A 16,353-nucleotide genomic window follows, 5' to 3' on the forward strand; every position below is an offset into this window, starting at 1 on the left:
TAAAGATGGTAGCAAAGTAACACTTACTTATAAAGAAGAAAAACACGATACTTATTACAAACGCTCTTGGACAGCCTCTGATGATTGCAAAAATACCGTTACTTTTGAGCAGTTTATCTATATAGAAAAAGAAGTTACCTTGCACACCCTTCAGTGGGTGAACCCTCCTCAAGATGACAAAATAGGTTGTCTCAACAGCATTCCTCCTGCCCCTGAACTCAAGGCTACAGGCGCTGATGATATTCAAGTGGAGCTCCAAGAAGCCAAACTCGGCGAAAATGAGTTGAAATACGTGATACGTCGCCACTGGACAGCCTATGCCCCTAACGCTATCCCTATTACCCATACACAAATCTTAAAAGTAGGCGATACCGAAAAACCTGAGTTTTCGTCTTACCCTAAAGATTATACCGTGAAATCAAAAGATGATATACCTCCTCAAGAAAGCCTTACCGCTACCGATAACTGCAATGGCGACCTTACTTATAAAATAATTAAAAGCTCTAATGTGATTACTCTCAACGGTAAAGAAGTGGTAGAACGTGTATGGTATGTAAGCGATTACTCGCGCAACGAAAACCGCTACGTACAACATATCACTATCGACCCCAATAGCACTACCGCTCCAGGGACTCTTTCTTTCGTGCCTTCAGCACTTCCTCAAAACCTAACCGTGGCTTGTGAAGGTGAGATACCTGCACCCACCAACCCTACTACTCAAGGAGCTTGCACTAACGTGCGCGTGTCTCACAACGATGTAAAAAAAACAGGAACTTGTGCACATCAGTACGTAATTGAACGCACCTATGCCGCTATTAGCGATTGTAACCCTATGCAACCTATTACTTACAAGCAAATTATCACGATAAATGATAACATTGCCCCTACTTTTGTAGGTGCATTACCTCAAAATATAACCCTTAAGGAAGGTGAGGCTATTCCTCCACAAACAACGCTTACCGCCAATGACAATTGTGGCGGTGAAGTAACCATTGTTCCTTCAAAAACCGAGACCAAAGAAAAAGTTACTTACATTTGGGTGGCTACCGATGTATGTGGCAACCAAGTAACCCACCAGCAAGTAATTACGATCAGCTCTAAAGGTCAAAATCCACAACCTCAGCCCCAAATAGAACCTCAAGAAGTATTAGTAATTTACAATGGAGTATCTACAGATAACCCACAGAACTATTTCAAGATAGAAAATACTGACCCAAAGATGCCTATCAGTGTTTTCATTTTTGATGAGATAGGACTCAAAGTTTACGAAAATAGCCACTACGGAGAGCACGGAGATTATTTTAGAGGATATCCAAACGTGAAAACGATAGGTAATAAGCGATTAGCAGGAACTTATTTCTATATAGTAAAATACTATTACAACGGGAAACAAGAAGAACGCAAAGGTTTCTTATATGTGAGATAAGCAAAAACTATTAAGGAAGAGCGAACCTAAAGCGAAGGTAAGGCAAAAATTGATTGTATTTCAGAATAAATTTGACAGGTTCAAGTCAAAAAAATATATCTTTGATTTTTATATTTCAAAAATATTTTGTACTTTTGCACTCGATTTAAGGAAATAACACAATGAAGTATCAACAAAAGAAAAAAGCCGTTCTCCTCCTCGCCGATGGCACTGCCTTCTATGGCAAAAGCGTTGGCTATGAAGGCACTGCTTTTGGCGAGGTGTGTTTCAATACGGGTATGACTGGGTATCAGGAAATCTTTACCGATCCTTCTTACTTCGGTCAAATTATGGTAACTACCAATGCCCATATCGGTAATTACGGCATCGCTGCCGATGATTACGAATCAAATGGTATGAAAATTGCAGGTCTCGTTTGCCGAAATTTTAGCTACGATGCCTCTCGTGCTCGTGCCGAGGAAACCCTCAAAGACTTTTTAGACCGCAATCACTTGGTAGCTATATGCGAAGTCGATACTCGTGCTTTGGTGAGCTATATTCGCGACAATGGCTCTATGAACGCCGTTATTTCCACTGAAACCGACGATTTAGAAGTGCTCAAAGCGCGCTTGCAACAAGTCCCCGATATGAAAGGTTTAGAATTGGCATCCAAAGTGTCGGTTACTGAACCTTATTTTTTTGGCAATCCTGAGGCGAAGTACAAAGTCGCTGCCCTTGATTTCGGCATCAAGCAGAATATCTTGCGCAACTTGGCTGCCCGTGATATGTACATCAAAGTATTTCCGTACAACACGCCCTTGAGTGAACTCAAAGCGTGGAATCCCGATGGCTATTTCTTGTCCAACGGTCCTGGTGACCCTGAACCGCTCACCGAGGTCATTGCTCAAGTAAAACAAATGATAGACGAAGATTTGCCTATTTTTGGCATTTGCTTAGGTCACCAAATTATCGCCTTAGCCAATGGCATTAGCACTTACAAAATGCACAACGGTCACCGCGGTATCAATCACCCAGTGAAGAACTTGCTTACGGGCAAAGGTGAAATCACCTCTCAAAACCACGGTTTTGCCGTGAATAGGGCAGAGGCCGAAGCCAATCCTAAGGTTGAAATCACCCACACACACCTGAACGACGATACCGTGATGGGCTTGCGTATCAAAGGTAAAAAATGCTTCAGCGTACAGTATCACCCCGAAGCAGGCCCCGGCCCCAACGATGCCACCTATCTATTCGACCAATTTGCAGAGTTAATGAAATAATCAAAAAAAATAGGAGAACATCCCCCCCACCCCCCTTCAAAGGGGGAAGTAGCGATGGCCATCATACAAGAAATATAACTTTTTGATTAATTTTAATAATAAATGAAAGAATTACTTACCCCCACAGCACTACTCACTAACCTAAAAGATGTACGTGCCCTCACCCGCAAAGTGATTGAGGCTTTCCCCGAGAAAGACCTCTTTGAGTTCAATATTGCAAATCTACGTCCGTTTTCAGCAATGGTAGAGGAGTTTTTGAGAGTTATGGACTATCTTTTTAAAGAAAGATTTCAGGAACAACACACACTTTTCTTAGAAGGTCAGTTTCCTACAACTAAAGCTGAAGTATTAGCCTTATGGGATAGAGCTACAGAAATTCTTGACCGTGAATGGCAAAAAGTAGGTGATTACACCCAGTCATTTACTATTTATCAAATGACTTTTAGCTTTGCTCAATGGATATTATACTTTATTGAAAACGAAAGTCACCACCGCGGACAAGGTTATACCTACCTCCGCGCCTTAGGCATTGAACCACCTTTCTTTTGGGGAAGAGAAAGCTTTGACAATTAACAATTGATAATTAACAATTAACACAGTTCAATTGTCCCTTTTGCATCACAATCCCTAATGCCTATGGCCTAAAACAAAGTAAATAATTAAAAACAAAATATATGAGTATTATTGTAAGCGTGCACGCACGTCAGATTTTGGATTCACGTGGTAATCCAACCGTAGAAGTAGATGTAGAAACCGAAAACGGTTTCATCGGTAGAGCTGCTGTTCCTTCTGGAGCTTCAACTGGTGAATACGAAGCCGTTGAATTGCGCGACGGTGGTAAAGATTATATGGGTAAAGGCGTTCTCAAAGCCGTTGCCAATGTAAACGATATCATCGCTGAAGAAATCGTAGGTATGAACGTTTTCGAACAAAACCTTATCGATAAAACTATGATCGAGCTTGACGGTACTCCTAACAAATCTAAATTAGGAGCTAACGCTATCCTCGGTGTTTCATTGGCTGTAGCTCGCGCTGCTGCCGAAGAACTCGGCTTGCCTTTGTACCGTTACGTAGGTGGCGTAAGTGCTCACACTTTGCCTGTACCTATGATGAACATCATCAACGCAGGTGCTCACTCCGATGCCCCTATCGCTTTCCAAGAATTTATGATTATGCCTGTGAACGCTAAAGACTTTTCACAAGCTATCCAAATGGGCGCTGAGGTATTCCACAACCTTAAAAAAGTATTACACGACAAAGGTCTTGGCACTGCTGTAGGTGACGAAGGTGGTTTCGCTCCTGCATTCAAAGACATCGAAGATGCCCTTGATTCTATCAAAGAAGCGGTGAACAAAGCAGGTTACAAATGGGGTGAAGACATTAAGATTGCCTTAGACTGTGCTTCATCTGAGTTCTACAAAGATGGTAAATACGACTATACTATCTTTGAAGGCGCTAAAGGTAAAGTGCGCACTTCAGCTGAACAAGCTGATTACTTAGCTGAGTTAGTAGCTAAATACCCTATCATCTCTATCGAAGACGGTATGGATCAAAACGACTGGGATGGTTGGAAACTCCTTACCGACAAAATCGGTGACCGCGTTCAATTGGTAGGTGATGACTTGTTCGTTACTAACGTGTCTATCCTTGAAAGAGGTATCGCCAAAGGTATCGCCAACTCTATCCTTATCAAAGTAAACCAAATCGGTACTTTGTCTGAAACTATCGCTGCTGTAGATATGGCTAACCGCGCTGGTTACACTGCCGTAATGTCTCACCGCTCTGGCGAAACTGAAGACAACACCATCGCCGACTTGGCCGTTGCGCTCAACACCGGACAAATCAAAACTGGTTCTGCTTCTCGTTCTGACCGTATGGCGAAGTACAACCAATTGCTCCGCATCGAAGAGTCTTTAGGTTCAGTAGCTTACTATCCTAAAGAAAAAGCTTTCAATGTAAAAAACTAATGTTTTAATTTTACAAAAGGTGTTCGAACGTAGGGGCGAATTGTGGTTCGCCCTCTCGAACACCTCTTTTTTACCCTTAAAAGAAGAGTAACTATGATGAAAAAAATATTGTGGTTATATATGTTTTTGTGTGTAATGACTACACTTGTAGCTCAAGAAACTGAGTTGCACGGCCACATCTATAGCGTACAGAACAATAAACCTATGCCTAATGTACATATTTTGAACCTCAATAAAGTAAGAGGAACTACTACCAATGAAAAAGGTGATTTTAGCATTAGAGTAAGTGCTAATGATACTCTTTACATTTCTTTTTTAGGGTATAAATCTACTAAAATAAGGGTTACCAATGATATGGTAAAATATCAAGGATTGAAAATAGGAATGACAGAGCTTGCTTATGCATTACAAGAAGTAGTGGTTACCCCTTATAAACTTACTGGGTATTTAGACATTGATGCTAAAAATGCTCCTATCAACAACAATACACGTTACAGCGTTTCGGGCTTAGAGATAGGCTACGAAAGCAGGGCGAGTGCCAGTACCGTAGGGCGCGTACTGAGTGCCGTAATGAATCCTGCTGACTTGCTGAGTCGCTCGTTTAGTGCTAAAGGTCGAGAGATGCGTAAACTGCGAGAGATGCGTAAAGACAACGAGCTGAGCGATGCCCTTTCTACCCGCTATGACCGCGAAACCTTGTTAGAACTTTTGCAAGTAAACCGTAGTGAATTAGAAGATATTATTCGTTCTTGCAACTATTCTAATGATTTTATAATGACAGCTAACGACTTACAAGTGCTTGAAGCTATTAGTCAGTGTTACGAGGAATATAGAGTCTTACACAAGAAAAAATAAAAAATATTTTGTCATTCCAAAAAAATGATGTACTTTTGCCCCGCTATTGATAAAATAGAGAGATAAAGTATCATTTTTAATAAGATTTTAAAGATTAACAAGCAATGAAAAGAACATTTCAACCTTCAAAGAGAAAAAGAAGAAATAAACACGGTTTCAGAGAACGTATGGCAACTGCCAATGGTAGAAAAGTATTAGCACGTCGTCGCGCTAAAGGACGCAAAAAACTCACTGTATCCTCTGAGCCAAGACATAAAAAATAACAATTTAAATTGTTTAATGGTTAGTGGTTAATGATTAATGACTTGTAAAAGTTAATCATTAACCATTTATCATTTATCATTATGATGAAAATTACTTTCCTAGGCACAGGTACATCTCAAGGAGTTCCCGTAATAGCCAGCAACCACCCCGTAGGCAAGAGTACTAATCCAAAAGACAAACGCTTACGCACTTCGGCACTCATCAGTTGGGACAATACCAATATCACTATTGATTGTAGCCCCGATTTTAGACAACAGATGCTTTCCAATAACGTACAGCACTTAGAAGCTATTCTTTTTACTCACGAGCACGCCGACCATACTGCAGGTATGGACGATATTCGTCCTTTTGTTCGCCTCCAAGGTGATATGCCTATTTACGGATTAAAAAGAGTGATTGATGAACTGAGACTGCGTTTTGCTTATATCTTTGCTACTGAAAACAGGTATGAAGGAGCCCCTTCGGTAATGGTTCACGAGATTGATAATACCCCTTTTAGTTTCCGTGGTAAAACAATACAGCCTATACACATAATGCACGGCAACTTGCCTATTATAGCCTACCGCATTGAAAACTTTGCTTATATCACCGATGCTAAATATATAAAAGAGAGAGAAAGAAAAAAAATGAGGGATTTAGATGTGTTAGTACTGAATTGCCTGAGAGATGAAGTACACCCCACACACCTTAATTTATCGGAAGCATTAGAAATTATAGAAGATATACAACCTAAGTATACCTATCTGACACACGTGAGTCAAACCTTTGGTTTCCACGATGAGATACAAAAAAGATTACCTAAAAATGTATTTTTGGCATATGATAACTTAGTAATAGAATGTTAATATTTAGTTAATTATTAGGTGGACGAAAAAAAAAAGTATATTTTTGCCCTCGTAATCAAAAACAATTAAAGATGAAAAAAATTGCACTTTTACTTGTAATGGCAGTATTGGTAATGGCTTGTAAGAGTTCTTCAGGCTCAATGACTGCAAAACCAAAAGAGACGAATATAGCTAATAAAGCTATTAAAGGCGAATGGACTTTACAATCTATCACTTATAGTGAGAAAGGTAAATTTAATGTTACCTTATTGAATGATACCTCAAAAGAATGTTTTGAAGGTAGTACTTGGAAGTTTGTGCCTAACAACAACCGCGGACACTATACTATTAACGCAAGTGGTTGTTCAACAGGGCAAAGAAACTTCATTTTCATTGTACAAGAGATAGACAAATCAACAGGATACTATGATTTCTTGTTAAAACCTACTAATGAGAAGTACAAATCTGACACCAATGCAGGTATTCGTTTGCATTTAGCAAGTATTTCTGATGACTCAATGGTGTGGGAACAAACTGTAAGAGTAGATGGCAAACCTTTTGTTATCTCTATGAATTTCGTAAAATAATTAAAGATTAATACAAACAGAAGATGAAAAAAATCGTAGTTTTAGCCTTATCGGCAGCTGTATTGCTTACCGGTTGTGAGGCATACAACAATACTAACAAAGCACAGCGCGGTGCTGTAATTGGTGCTGCTGGTGGAGCTTTATTAGGAGCTATTTTAGGAAACAACGTAGGTAGCGGACAAAACAGTGAACTCGGTGCGGTACTTGGTACTGTAGTAGGAGGTGCTGCAGGAGCTGTTATCGGAAACCAAATGGATAAACAAGCTAAAAAAATAGAAGAAGAAATCCCAGGTGCCGATGTAAAACGTGTAGACGACGGAATTGTAGTTACTTTTGACGAAAATAACGGTGGTGTGTACTTCGATACTAATAAGTATAATATCAATGAGAAGTCAAGACAAACACTTAATAAACTATCTGCTATCCTTAAAGAGTACCCTGATACTAACGTGATAGTAGCTGGTCATACTGATAGTGTAGGTACAGATGAATACAATTTAGGACTTTCACAACGCCGTGCACAAGCCGTTACCAACTATTTTAAGAGTAAAGGCTTAGCAAGTAGCCGTTTTACTACCAAATGGTATGGCGAAAAGAACCCTGTTGCAAGTAATGAAACTGCTGATGGACGCGCTAAAAACCGTCGTGTGAACGTGGTAATTGTTCCTAATGAAAAGATGAAAGCAGACGCTAAAAAGCAAGCTGGAAACAAATAAAAGGATTACTTTGGTATTAACACATTTAAGTAAGCGTTGAGAGACATAATTCTCAACGCTTATTTTCATTTTCCCTTGGCAATAAATACTAAATAGCGGGTAAAAAAGCTCGTTAGAAATATAACAATGTCACTTCTAAATGACATTTTTTCCATTTTCACTTTTCTCTTTTCACTAAAATACACTACCTTTGCACTATTAATCTCAGTATAATCAGGTATCATTGGTATTTTTACCTCTTACCTTTTACCTCTTACCTAAAAAAAATGCAGATATTTAAATTTGGAGGAGCCTCAGTAAAAGATGCTGCAGGCGTGCGCAATGTCGCTAAAATATTAGAAACGGTAGGCTATGCTAATACACTCATCGTTATTTCGGCGATGGGAAAGACTACCAATGCCTTAGAGGTGGTAGTAAATAGTTATTTTAAGGAACAAGATAAACTTGAGCAAAGCATTCAGGTGATAAAGGACTTTCACTACCATATCATTCGCGAGCTATTTGCTGATGAAAATCATCCTGTGTATTGGAAAGTAGATGGCTTATTCGCAGAACTTACTTCTTTCTTAGAACGAAACAAGTCACCAAAACACAGTTTTGTATATGACCAAGTGATTGGCTTTGGCGAACTGATTTCTACCACTATTATCAGTCAGTTTTTGAATGACAACGGTATTAAAAACACGTGGATAGATGTGCGCAATCTTGTAAAAACGGACAGTAATTACCGTGATGCATCTATTGATTGGGAAGAAACGCAAAGTAATATTCGCACACATATTAACAAGTCACTGTTGAACATCACACAAGGTTTCTTGGGAAGTGATGCGAATTTCTTCACAACTACCTTGGGGCGCGAAGGCTCCGACTATACAGCGGCTATTTTTGCCTATTGTTTAAATGCCGATAGTGTAACGATATGGAAAGACGTACCTGGTGTTCTTAATGCCGACCCACGATATTTTGAGCATACTGAGCTCTTGCATAAAATTCCATATAAGGAAGCTATAGAGCTCGCCTTCTACGGCGCCTCTGTAATACACCCTAAAACCCTGCAACCTTTACAACAAAAAGAAATCCCTCTTTATGTACGTTCGTTTTTAAATCCTACTGCTGAGGGAAGTGCTGTGTGTAATGTAGCTGAATTATCTCCAAAGGTACCTTGCTTTATCCTAAAGAAAGAACAAATACTACTTTCCCTCTCTTCACTTGACTTTTCATTTATAATGGAAGAAGGAATTAGCTATATCTTTAAGAATTTACACAAGGCTAAGATGAAAGTAAGTGTGATACAGAACTCGGCTATTAGTTTTTCAGTATGCGTAGACAACAAGTTCGATACCCTAACTGAACTATTAGAAAGGTTAGAAGAACGCTTTAAGGTATCAGTAACTGAGAACGTAACCCTTTTTACCATTCGCCACGCTACAGAAGAGGCTATAAAAGAAGTAGAAATGAACAAAGAAGTGCTGCTTAAACAAGTGGCTTCGGATACGGTTCAGATAATAGTGAAGTAAATTTATTTTCTTATTATCAGTTATTGTTTAAACAACAACCAAACAAAGCATACAATAAAAAAGGGACTGATATATCATCAGTCCCTTTGTATTTATTTTATAATTCATATTATTGAAACAATGCTTCATTTACCTCATCAAAACTACATTCCTTCTGAGTGCCATTAATCATATTTTTCAATACAAAAGTATTTTTAGTAAGCTCGCTTTCCCCAATCATCACTACAAACGGAATACTTCGCTTATTAGCATATTCCATTTGCTTTTTAATCTTAGTAGCATCAGGATATAGTTCTGCTCTCTTTCCGAGTTTACGCAACTCTTTCAATAGTTTCATACTCTGTAAGGCTTCATTATTGCCAAAATTTATACAGAGCACCTCTACGCTATTGCTGAGTGACTCAGGGAAAAGGTTGAGTTCTTCCATCACCAAGCCTATGCGGTCTAAGCCGAACGAGATACCAATACCACTTATCCCCTTCAATCCAAAGATGCTCGTAAGGTCATCATAACGTCCACCTCCACCAATAGACCCCATTTGCACTCCTGCTGGAGCAGCAATCTCAAAAATAGCTCCTGTGTAATAATTCAACCCACGTGCAAGGGTGACATCAAGGTCTAAAATAGCCGTTTGTAAGGTGAGTTGTTCTACCTGCTGTACTATAAACTCCAGCTCTTCGATACCTTTTAAGCCCGTTTCAGAAGTTTTTAGTATCTCCTTTAAAGAAGTGAGCTTTTCAGCAAAAGTTCCTCGAAGTGCAAATATAGGTTGTAACTTGCTAATAGCTCCTTCGCTGATACCTCTTGCCATCATTTCTTTGATAACACCTTCCTCGCCTATCTTATCAAGCTTATCGAGAGCTACGGTAAAGTCGATGAGTTTATCACTCTCCCCTATCACTTCGGCAAAACCGCTGAGAATTTTACGGTTGTTCATCTTAATAGTCACCCCTTTAAGATTAAGCGCTGTGAATACAGCATCATAAAGCTGTACAAATTCCACTTCTTGCCACAAGCTCGTACTGCCCACCACATCGGCATCGCATTGGTAAAACTCTCTGAAACGCCCCTTTTGCGGACGGTCGGCGCGCCATACAGGCTGAATTTGATAACGTTTAAAGGGGAATATTAGTTCATTTTGGTGTTGCACCACATAACGTGCAAAAGGAACTGTAAGGTCATAGCGGAGTGCTTTTTCTGATATTTGGGGAGTAAGCTTCTGAGTATTCTTAGTTTCCCAATCATCTTGTTTAACTCCTTGTGTAAAATCACCTGAATTGAGTATCTTGAAGATAAGACGGTCACCTTCTTCGCCATATTTACCCATCAATGTATCGTAATTTTCAAAGCTGGGCGTTTCAATAGGCTGAAATCCAAAGGTGTTAAAAGTATTTTTAATAGTGTTGATAATAAAGTTGCGTTTGGCTACTTCGGCTGGTGAAAAGTCACGAGTGCCTTTAGGTATGCTTGGTTTTTGTATTGCCATTATCGTTATTATATTAGGGTAGTGTTTTTCTTTAATAAGTCGTTATAAACGGTTTTTATATTCTCTTTAATAGTGCTCCAATCTTCTTTCTGTAAACTAATTACATCATTATTTTTAAACTCTTTGTCATCGGCATCATCAAAATAAATAAGGGAACGCATTATCATTTGCATATTATCAATATGATATTTTTTCTTATACAACTCAATTAGCTCATCAAGGGTATACTCTTTCAATAATTGGTGCAAGTCATAGAAGTCTTTTCGGCTACCTCTTCCTATGATAGCATTCATTTTCATCGCACAAATATCTTCTTTAGAAGCCAAACGAATGCCATCAATAGTCTCTATGTTAAAGAAAGGATAGGGATATTCTATAATATCTACTTTAACATCTTCGATATACATAAAAATACCTATTTTAGAAATATCAATCAGTATGACTGAGTCACCAAAAACATCTTTTATCTCACCAAAAAGAGCCATATTGGCATCTTTATTAGAGTTTTTATTGAACCTAAAGATATCTAAATCTATTGAAATGCGATGCTGATACCGAAAAGCTAAATTAGTACCTCCTGCTAAACAATAATCATCGGATAAGATATCTAATGTCATTAACTCTCTAAGCAATTTTTTCTGAGGTTCTCCTATCGCTTTGCTTTCTTTTAGTAACATAATTATAAATATATCTATAATAATTCTTGCATACGGCATCAGCTTCGGGAGACTTCTCTACTGCTTTTAAAATATCCTCTAACGAAAAATGTGTTTCGATGAATTGTATTTCTTTATCTGTACCTCGCATTAAGGTACGAGCAATCATAAAGTACTTACTTTCTTTAAGACTTAACTTATCGAAATGGCAGTCCCAAAACACTCTTGGGTGTATATTTGCTTTGAATTCTTTGTCTAAATCAGTGTTCATAGTTTAGTTTTTTCTTCACAATACAAAGATAAGATTTATTAACAATCATAGAATGTTCAATCACTATTCTTAGCGTCTTCTTTAGCTTCTTGCCAATAGGTTTCCATTTCTTGTAAGGTCATATCTTTAAGTGATTTTCCTCGCTCAGCAGCCTGTTGCTCCAAGTATTGAAACCGAGTTATAAACTTCCGATTAGTGCGCTCTAAGGCATCTTCAGGATTTACTTTCAAAAATCGGGCGTAGTTGATAAGACTAAAAAGAACGTCGCCAAACTCACTCTCAATATTCGCCTGCTTTTGGGCTTTTACTTCGGTGTGTAGTTCTTCTATTTCTTCCTTTATCTTCGCAAAAACATCGTCTATATTATCCCAATCGAAGCCTACACCTGCCACTTTGTCTTGTATACGAGTAGCTTTTACTAAAGCTGGTAAACTTTTAGGCACACCACCCAGTACGCTCTTATTGCCTTCTTTGAGTTTTATTTTCTCCCAATTACGCTTCACATCGTCTTCGTTGTCTACTTTCACATCTCCATAAATATGTGGGTGCCGTTCAATGAGTTTTTCACACACACCATTGGCTACATCAGCAATGTTAAAAGCACCCGTTTCACTACCTATCTTGGCATAGAAAACAATATGAAGCAACAAATCGCCGAGTTCTTTCTTCACCTCTTGCAGATTGCCACTAAGGATAGCGTCACCCAGTTCATAAGTTTCCTCAATAGTGAGATGGCGCAACGATTCCATTGTCTGTTTCTTATCCCACGGACATTTCGCACGCAGGTCGTCCATTATATCGAGGAGTCTCCCAAAAGCCTGAAGTTGTTGCTCTCTCATATCAATCCTATAAATTTACTACGGGCGAGGAGGCTTGCCCCTAATAGACCTGCCTTATCACCTAATTTTGATACCTTTATCGAAGAGTCTTTATTCACTAAATTCAACGAATACTTCTTGATAGCACTGCGCAAAGGCAACATCAAGTAGTCGCCTGCATTAGAAAGCGTACCACCAATAATCACCAATTCAGGATTAAACAGGTTGATGAGTCCCGCAATGTGCTTTCCTAAGGTATTTCCCACCTCTTCAATGAGTTCGATAGCCAACATATCTTCTTGCAAAGCAACATTTATGATATCGTTGAGAGTGATTCTGCCTTCATTTTCCTTCTGTTGCGTAAGCAAAGACGACTGCCCATTATGCAATTTTTCCAAGAATTTACGGTGAAGAGCTGAGCCCGAAGCCTCTGTTTCTAAGCAACCTTTCTTGCCACAGTGGCATAATATCTCGTTATCGAAGGAAGTAATATGTCCAAACTCTCCTGAAAAACCTGATTTACCATAGTATAGCTGCCCATTAACAATGATTCCTAAACCTAATCCCCAGCCTACATTCACATAAAGGATATCTTTTTCACCCTGCACACGACCTTTAATATATTCACCGTAAGCCATTGCGCGCGAATCATTATCAATAGAGACATCTATGCCCAATTTTTCTGCAAACATTTCGGTAAGCGGGCGTTCATCGAAGTAAAAGAAACTATAACAATGCCCCGTTTGAGAGTTCACACGCCCCGAAATATTAATACCAATGCTCAGTATTTTATCCCTTGGTACCACTGTATGGCTCATAAAATCTTCAACAATTTCGCATAAACGTTCAAAACGTTCGTGCGGTTGTACTTCTTCAAAAGGGATATCCATCTGTTCATCTATCAAATCTCCCTTAAAGTTAATGAGACCTATATGAACGTTTCCTTGAGCGATATCTACACCTATAAAATATCCTGAACTTTGGTTCAATCCATAGATGTTGGGACGCCTACCCCCTGGGGTTTCCATCTTTCCAAAGTCCATCACTATACCGTCGTCTATCAGTTCACCCACCATTTTGGCAACGGTGGGTACACTGAAGTTCAGTTCTTTACCGAGGTCAGCGAGAGTGTTATCTCCATTATTGATGTAATAACAGATAATATCCTTTTTCAATGAAGCACTTCTGATGCCCTGTTTAATTTCTTCTAAGAATTTTAGTCCCATAGCATTTTAATCTTAATCATTATTGTAATGGTAACGCAAAATTACTAAAAATATTTTAATAAAATTGCAATAATAAAAAATTAATTGATGTTTGTAATTAGCATTTATTTCTTTCCTCTACGGGTTAATCGTAACGATTTTGCCTTCACGGCGCACGACTATTTGTTGGTTGTTTTTACGTTTTTCGGCTATCATTTTCTGATAAGCAAGAGAAAGACCTTTTAATAGTTTTTCTCTAAACTCTTTTCTTTCATTATTTTTGTCCTTCATAACAGCTTTTTAATTGGTTATATTTATCATTATCATAAATAAGTTGCTTGTTTCTATTCATCTGTCATCTCATAAAACCAATTCAAAAAAGGGTCATCGGTATCGTCATCGTCCATTCCGTGAGGGGTAACGACCTCTAAACCTATTTTGGGGATAGTGGTGTGAAAGGTATTTTGTACCCATTCTTGGTATTTCGTATTAGGGTGGATAAATGTTTCATTCTCTCCTTCATTAGGTGGGGTCGCTAATTCACTATCCCAGCAAATTTCATCGTAGCCAATAGCTAAAAGGCGCAAGAAATCCAAGCCGTTTTTCACCAATACACAGGTCATCATAGAGCCTGAACCCGACCCGATATGCACGATTTGGGTATTTCCCTCATCGTCCAACCACAAGGCACATTCCGAACCATCACCTCCACTCTGTGCAAAAGAAATCAAACGGCGAGCTGCTTCCTCCTTATGCTCCCCATAAGAAATCTCTAACAGTTCCTCACGTTCTGAAGGAGTTGCTACATAAAACGAAATATCGGTACCACCTTCGCGTTCGTCCTCTGTCCAGCTTTCTCTTAGCTTGTCTTGCGGATAGAGATAGCCGTAACGCACCCCGTCATTCTCCTCACAATAGCCGTTGTCCTCTATCCACTGGTAGAGCGCACGGAGTTCTTCGGGGATTTGCATTCCTGTGGGAAGTGCGTTTTCTAATTGTTGCAATAAGATGTTGGGCATAATTTGTTGTTATTTCTCCTTAAAGATATCTAATACTTTATCTCTCACTAATGGAAATTCAGTATATCCTCCTCGGTCGAGAAAGTGTTTCCCTTGTGGAAGACGAATAAACTCACAATTGAGCAAGCGAGAGAGATTATCACTTAGCTGAGTGGGTACTATATCGTCATCTATAGCTGAAATAACCACTGCTTTACCTACCATTGGTAACCGCTTGAAACTTGAAAACTTCTCTACAAATGGGTTTAAGCTCTCAAAATTGGGTACTGGTTCATAAAATCCCGATACGAGTACGATACCTTTAGGTTCTTTTTTGCTCTCCAATAGGAAATCCAGAGTAGTAATCGTACCCAAGCTATGCGCTACTATTACTGTTTGAGGTGTTACATTCACCTGTTTTTTAAGTGTTGCTATCCAATCATCAACGTTTGGATTATCAGGAGAAGGCATTGCAATACGATAAGCTTTAATTTTATGCTTTTTTAATTCTTCTTCTAACCACTTAAACCAATGATTATCGGGTGTGGCGCCATATCCGTGTACTATATACACTTGTTTTTCCATTTTTTTAGTATTTTTATTCTGTGCATAACTTAGAGAAAAGACACTTAAAACTAATATTAATAATATATTTTTCATATAAATTATTTATTTAATAGCAATTTTTGACTTTTTTCTACGCTTTCATTTTAGTAAAGTGTAAAGCAATATATTAAAAAACCTTCCTCTAATAAACTCCAAAGGGGGATATTGAGAAACTAACACAACAAAACTTTCTATTTCTTAGTTGCTCGTTTAGGTTTTTCAAGCGTTTTTATTTCATTACCTAAAACCGTAATTACTTGATTGTTAGAAATAGGTCGCAAATCTATTTTCTGTGAATATTCGTTTACTATTTTTTGAGTAATTTCCTTATAAGGGAAGTTCAAATAATGAGGCAAAAAGTAAAAATCTACCAAATGTAATCCTGAATAATCAGTTAATTCTGGAGCTTTTTTAGTTTCATCCATATCACTAACGAACTCAATATTAGGAGAAGCAATGATAGAACCTGCCGAAGTACCTATGTACAACTTTCCGTTATTAATTTGTTCTATAAGTAGCTTGTCTGCTCCTTTCTTTTTTAGTTCCTGCATTAGGTAGAATGTATTCCCTCCAGAGATAAAAATATAATCATTTTGCTCTAATGCTTGGGCTATTTCTTCGGTAGTAGCGGTAGAAACTTCTAATTCTTCTATGATAAAACCTAATTTTTCAAAGGCTTTTCTATCATCATCTACATAAAAACGCACTTTTTCTACCAAACTTGCTGTTGGGATAAAAGCAAGTTTTTTCCCATTTATGGGTTCACCTGCAAAATCTTCAAACAATTTTGCTACTGAACTGAACGATGAGGTTAAAAATAATCTTTTCATTTGTGATAATAATTGCTGTTATTGGACGAATAGGGAGGCACGAGCTACAAGCTCGCGCCAGCGAGGGT

19 protein-coding genes are annotated in these 16,353 nt (G+C 38.5%); 10 read left to right on the forward strand and 9 right to left on the reverse strand.

Going from position 1 to position 16,353, the window contains the following annotated elements; translation table 11 throughout:
- The first annotated feature begins 139 nt into the window (after window positions 1-139).
- The 10 genes from RCZ04_RS00475 (at window position 140) to RCZ04_RS00520 (ending at window position 9,415) form a co-directional block, all read left to right on the forward strand.
- Window positions 140-1,426, forward strand: coding sequence for a T9SS type B sorting domain-containing protein (locus tag RCZ04_RS00475; RefSeq protein WP_460483963.1), 1,287 nt, complete (start codon window positions 140-142; stop codon window positions 1,424-1,426).
- A gap of 161 nt (window positions 1,427-1,587) precedes the next feature.
- Complete coding sequence (carA, locus tag RCZ04_RS00480; RefSeq protein WP_460483964.1) at window positions 1,588-2,685, forward strand: carbamoyl-phosphate synthase small subunit; 1,098 nt, start codon at window positions 1,588-1,590, stop codon at window positions 2,683-2,685.
- 102 nt (window positions 2,686-2,787) lie between these two features.
- A complete protein-coding gene (locus RCZ04_RS00485; RefSeq protein WP_460483965.1) occupies window positions 2,788-3,258 on the forward strand; it encodes a DinB family protein in 471 nt (156 codons plus the stop codon).
- A 101-nt stretch (window positions 3,259-3,359) separates the two neighbouring features.
- Entirely contained in the window at window positions 3,360-4,652 is a 1,293-nt protein-coding gene (gene eno / locus RCZ04_RS00490) for a phosphopyruvate hydratase (RefSeq protein WP_460483966.1), read from the forward strand.
- A 93-nt stretch (window positions 4,653-4,745) separates the two neighbouring features.
- Window positions 4,746-5,507, forward strand: a complete 762-nt coding sequence (locus RCZ04_RS00495; RefSeq protein WP_460483967.1) for a peptidase associated/transthyretin-like domain-containing protein — start codon at window positions 4,746-4,748, stop codon at window positions 5,505-5,507.
- A gap of 104 nt (window positions 5,508-5,611) precedes the next feature.
- A complete protein-coding gene (gene rpmH, locus RCZ04_RS00500) occupies window positions 5,612-5,770 on the forward strand; it encodes a 50S ribosomal protein L34 (RefSeq protein ID WP_002669412.1) in 159 nt (52 codons plus the stop codon).
- Between the two features lie 84 nt (window positions 5,771-5,854).
- The gene (locus tag RCZ04_RS00505) at window positions 5,855-6,616 is read left to right on the forward strand and encodes an MBL fold metallo-hydrolase (RefSeq protein WP_460484067.1); all 762 of its coding nucleotides are present in this window, start codon (window positions 5,855-5,857) and stop codon (window positions 6,614-6,616) included.
- Between the two features lie 71 nt (window positions 6,617-6,687).
- Window positions 6,688-7,182 (forward strand): lipocalin family protein, encoded by a 495-nt coding sequence (locus RCZ04_RS00510; protein ID WP_460483968.1) that lies wholly within the window; start codon window positions 6,688-6,690, stop codon window positions 7,180-7,182.
- Between the two features lie 23 nt (window positions 7,183-7,205).
- The gene (locus RCZ04_RS00515; protein ID WP_460483969.1) at window positions 7,206-7,898 is read left to right on the forward strand and encodes an OmpA family protein; all 693 of its coding nucleotides are present in this window, start codon (window positions 7,206-7,208) and stop codon (window positions 7,896-7,898) included.
- Window positions 7,899-8,164: 266 nt separating this feature from the next.
- The gene (locus RCZ04_RS00520; protein WP_460483970.1) at window positions 8,165-9,415 is read left to right on the forward strand and encodes an amino acid kinase family protein; all 1,251 of its coding nucleotides are present in this window, start codon (window positions 8,165-8,167) and stop codon (window positions 9,413-9,415) included.
- Window positions 9,416-9,524: 109 nt separating this feature from the next.
- Here the strand turns inward: RCZ04_RS00520 and hisS are convergent, their stop codons facing one another.
- The 9 genes from hisS to RCZ04_RS00565 all read right to left on the reverse strand — a co-directional run bounded on the left by hisS (window position 9,525) and on the right by RCZ04_RS00565 (window position 16,285).
- The gene (gene hisS, locus RCZ04_RS00525; RefSeq protein ID WP_460483971.1) at window positions 9,525-10,901 is read right to left on the reverse strand and encodes a histidine--tRNA ligase; all 1,377 of its coding nucleotides are present in this window, start codon (window positions 10,899-10,901) and stop codon (window positions 9,525-9,527) included.
- Window positions 10,902-10,909: 8 nt separating this feature from the next.
- Window positions 10,910-11,578: a nucleotidyl transferase AbiEii/AbiGii toxin family protein gene (locus RCZ04_RS00530; protein ID WP_460483972.1), complete on the reverse strand. Its 669-nt coding sequence runs from the start codon at window positions 11,576-11,578 to the stop codon at window positions 10,910-10,912.
- A complete protein-coding gene (locus RCZ04_RS00535) occupies window positions 11,526-11,828 on the reverse strand; it encodes a DUF6922 domain-containing protein (RefSeq protein WP_460483973.1) in 303 nt (100 codons plus the stop codon). The genes RCZ04_RS00530 and RCZ04_RS00535 overlap by 53 nt, the downstream gene beginning before the upstream one ends.
- 56 nt (window positions 11,829-11,884) lie before the next feature.
- The gene (gene mazG / locus RCZ04_RS00540; protein WP_460483974.1) at window positions 11,885-12,667 is read right to left on the reverse strand and encodes a nucleoside triphosphate pyrophosphohydrolase; all 783 of its coding nucleotides are present in this window, start codon (window positions 12,665-12,667) and stop codon (window positions 11,885-11,887) included.
- Window positions 12,664-13,872: an ROK family transcriptional regulator gene (locus tag RCZ04_RS00545; protein WP_460483975.1), complete on the reverse strand. Its 1,209-nt coding sequence runs from the start codon at window positions 13,870-13,872 to the stop codon at window positions 12,664-12,666. Before RCZ04_RS00545 ends, mazG begins: the two co-directional genes overlap by 4 nt.
- 117 nt (window positions 13,873-13,989) lie before the next feature.
- A complete protein-coding gene (locus RCZ04_RS00550) occupies window positions 13,990-14,142 on the reverse strand; it encodes a hypothetical protein (RefSeq protein ID WP_460483976.1) in 153 nt (50 codons plus the stop codon).
- 53 nt (window positions 14,143-14,195) lie between these two features.
- Window positions 14,196-14,870: an SMI1/KNR4 family protein gene (locus RCZ04_RS00555; RefSeq protein WP_460483977.1), complete on the reverse strand. Its 675-nt coding sequence runs from the start codon at window positions 14,868-14,870 to the stop codon at window positions 14,196-14,198.
- 9 nt (window positions 14,871-14,879) lie between these two features.
- Window positions 14,880-15,434, reverse strand: coding sequence for an RBBP9/YdeN family alpha/beta hydrolase (locus RCZ04_RS00560; RefSeq protein WP_460483978.1), 555 nt, complete (start codon window positions 15,432-15,434; stop codon window positions 14,880-14,882).
- Window positions 15,435-15,646: 212 nt separating this feature from the next.
- Window positions 15,647-16,285, reverse strand: a complete 639-nt coding sequence (locus RCZ04_RS00565; RefSeq protein WP_460483979.1) for a peptidase E — start codon at window positions 16,283-16,285, stop codon at window positions 15,647-15,649.
- Window positions 16,286-16,353: the final 68 nt, after the last annotated feature.

Source organism: Capnocytophaga sp. HP1101 (genome assembly GCF_054772415.1).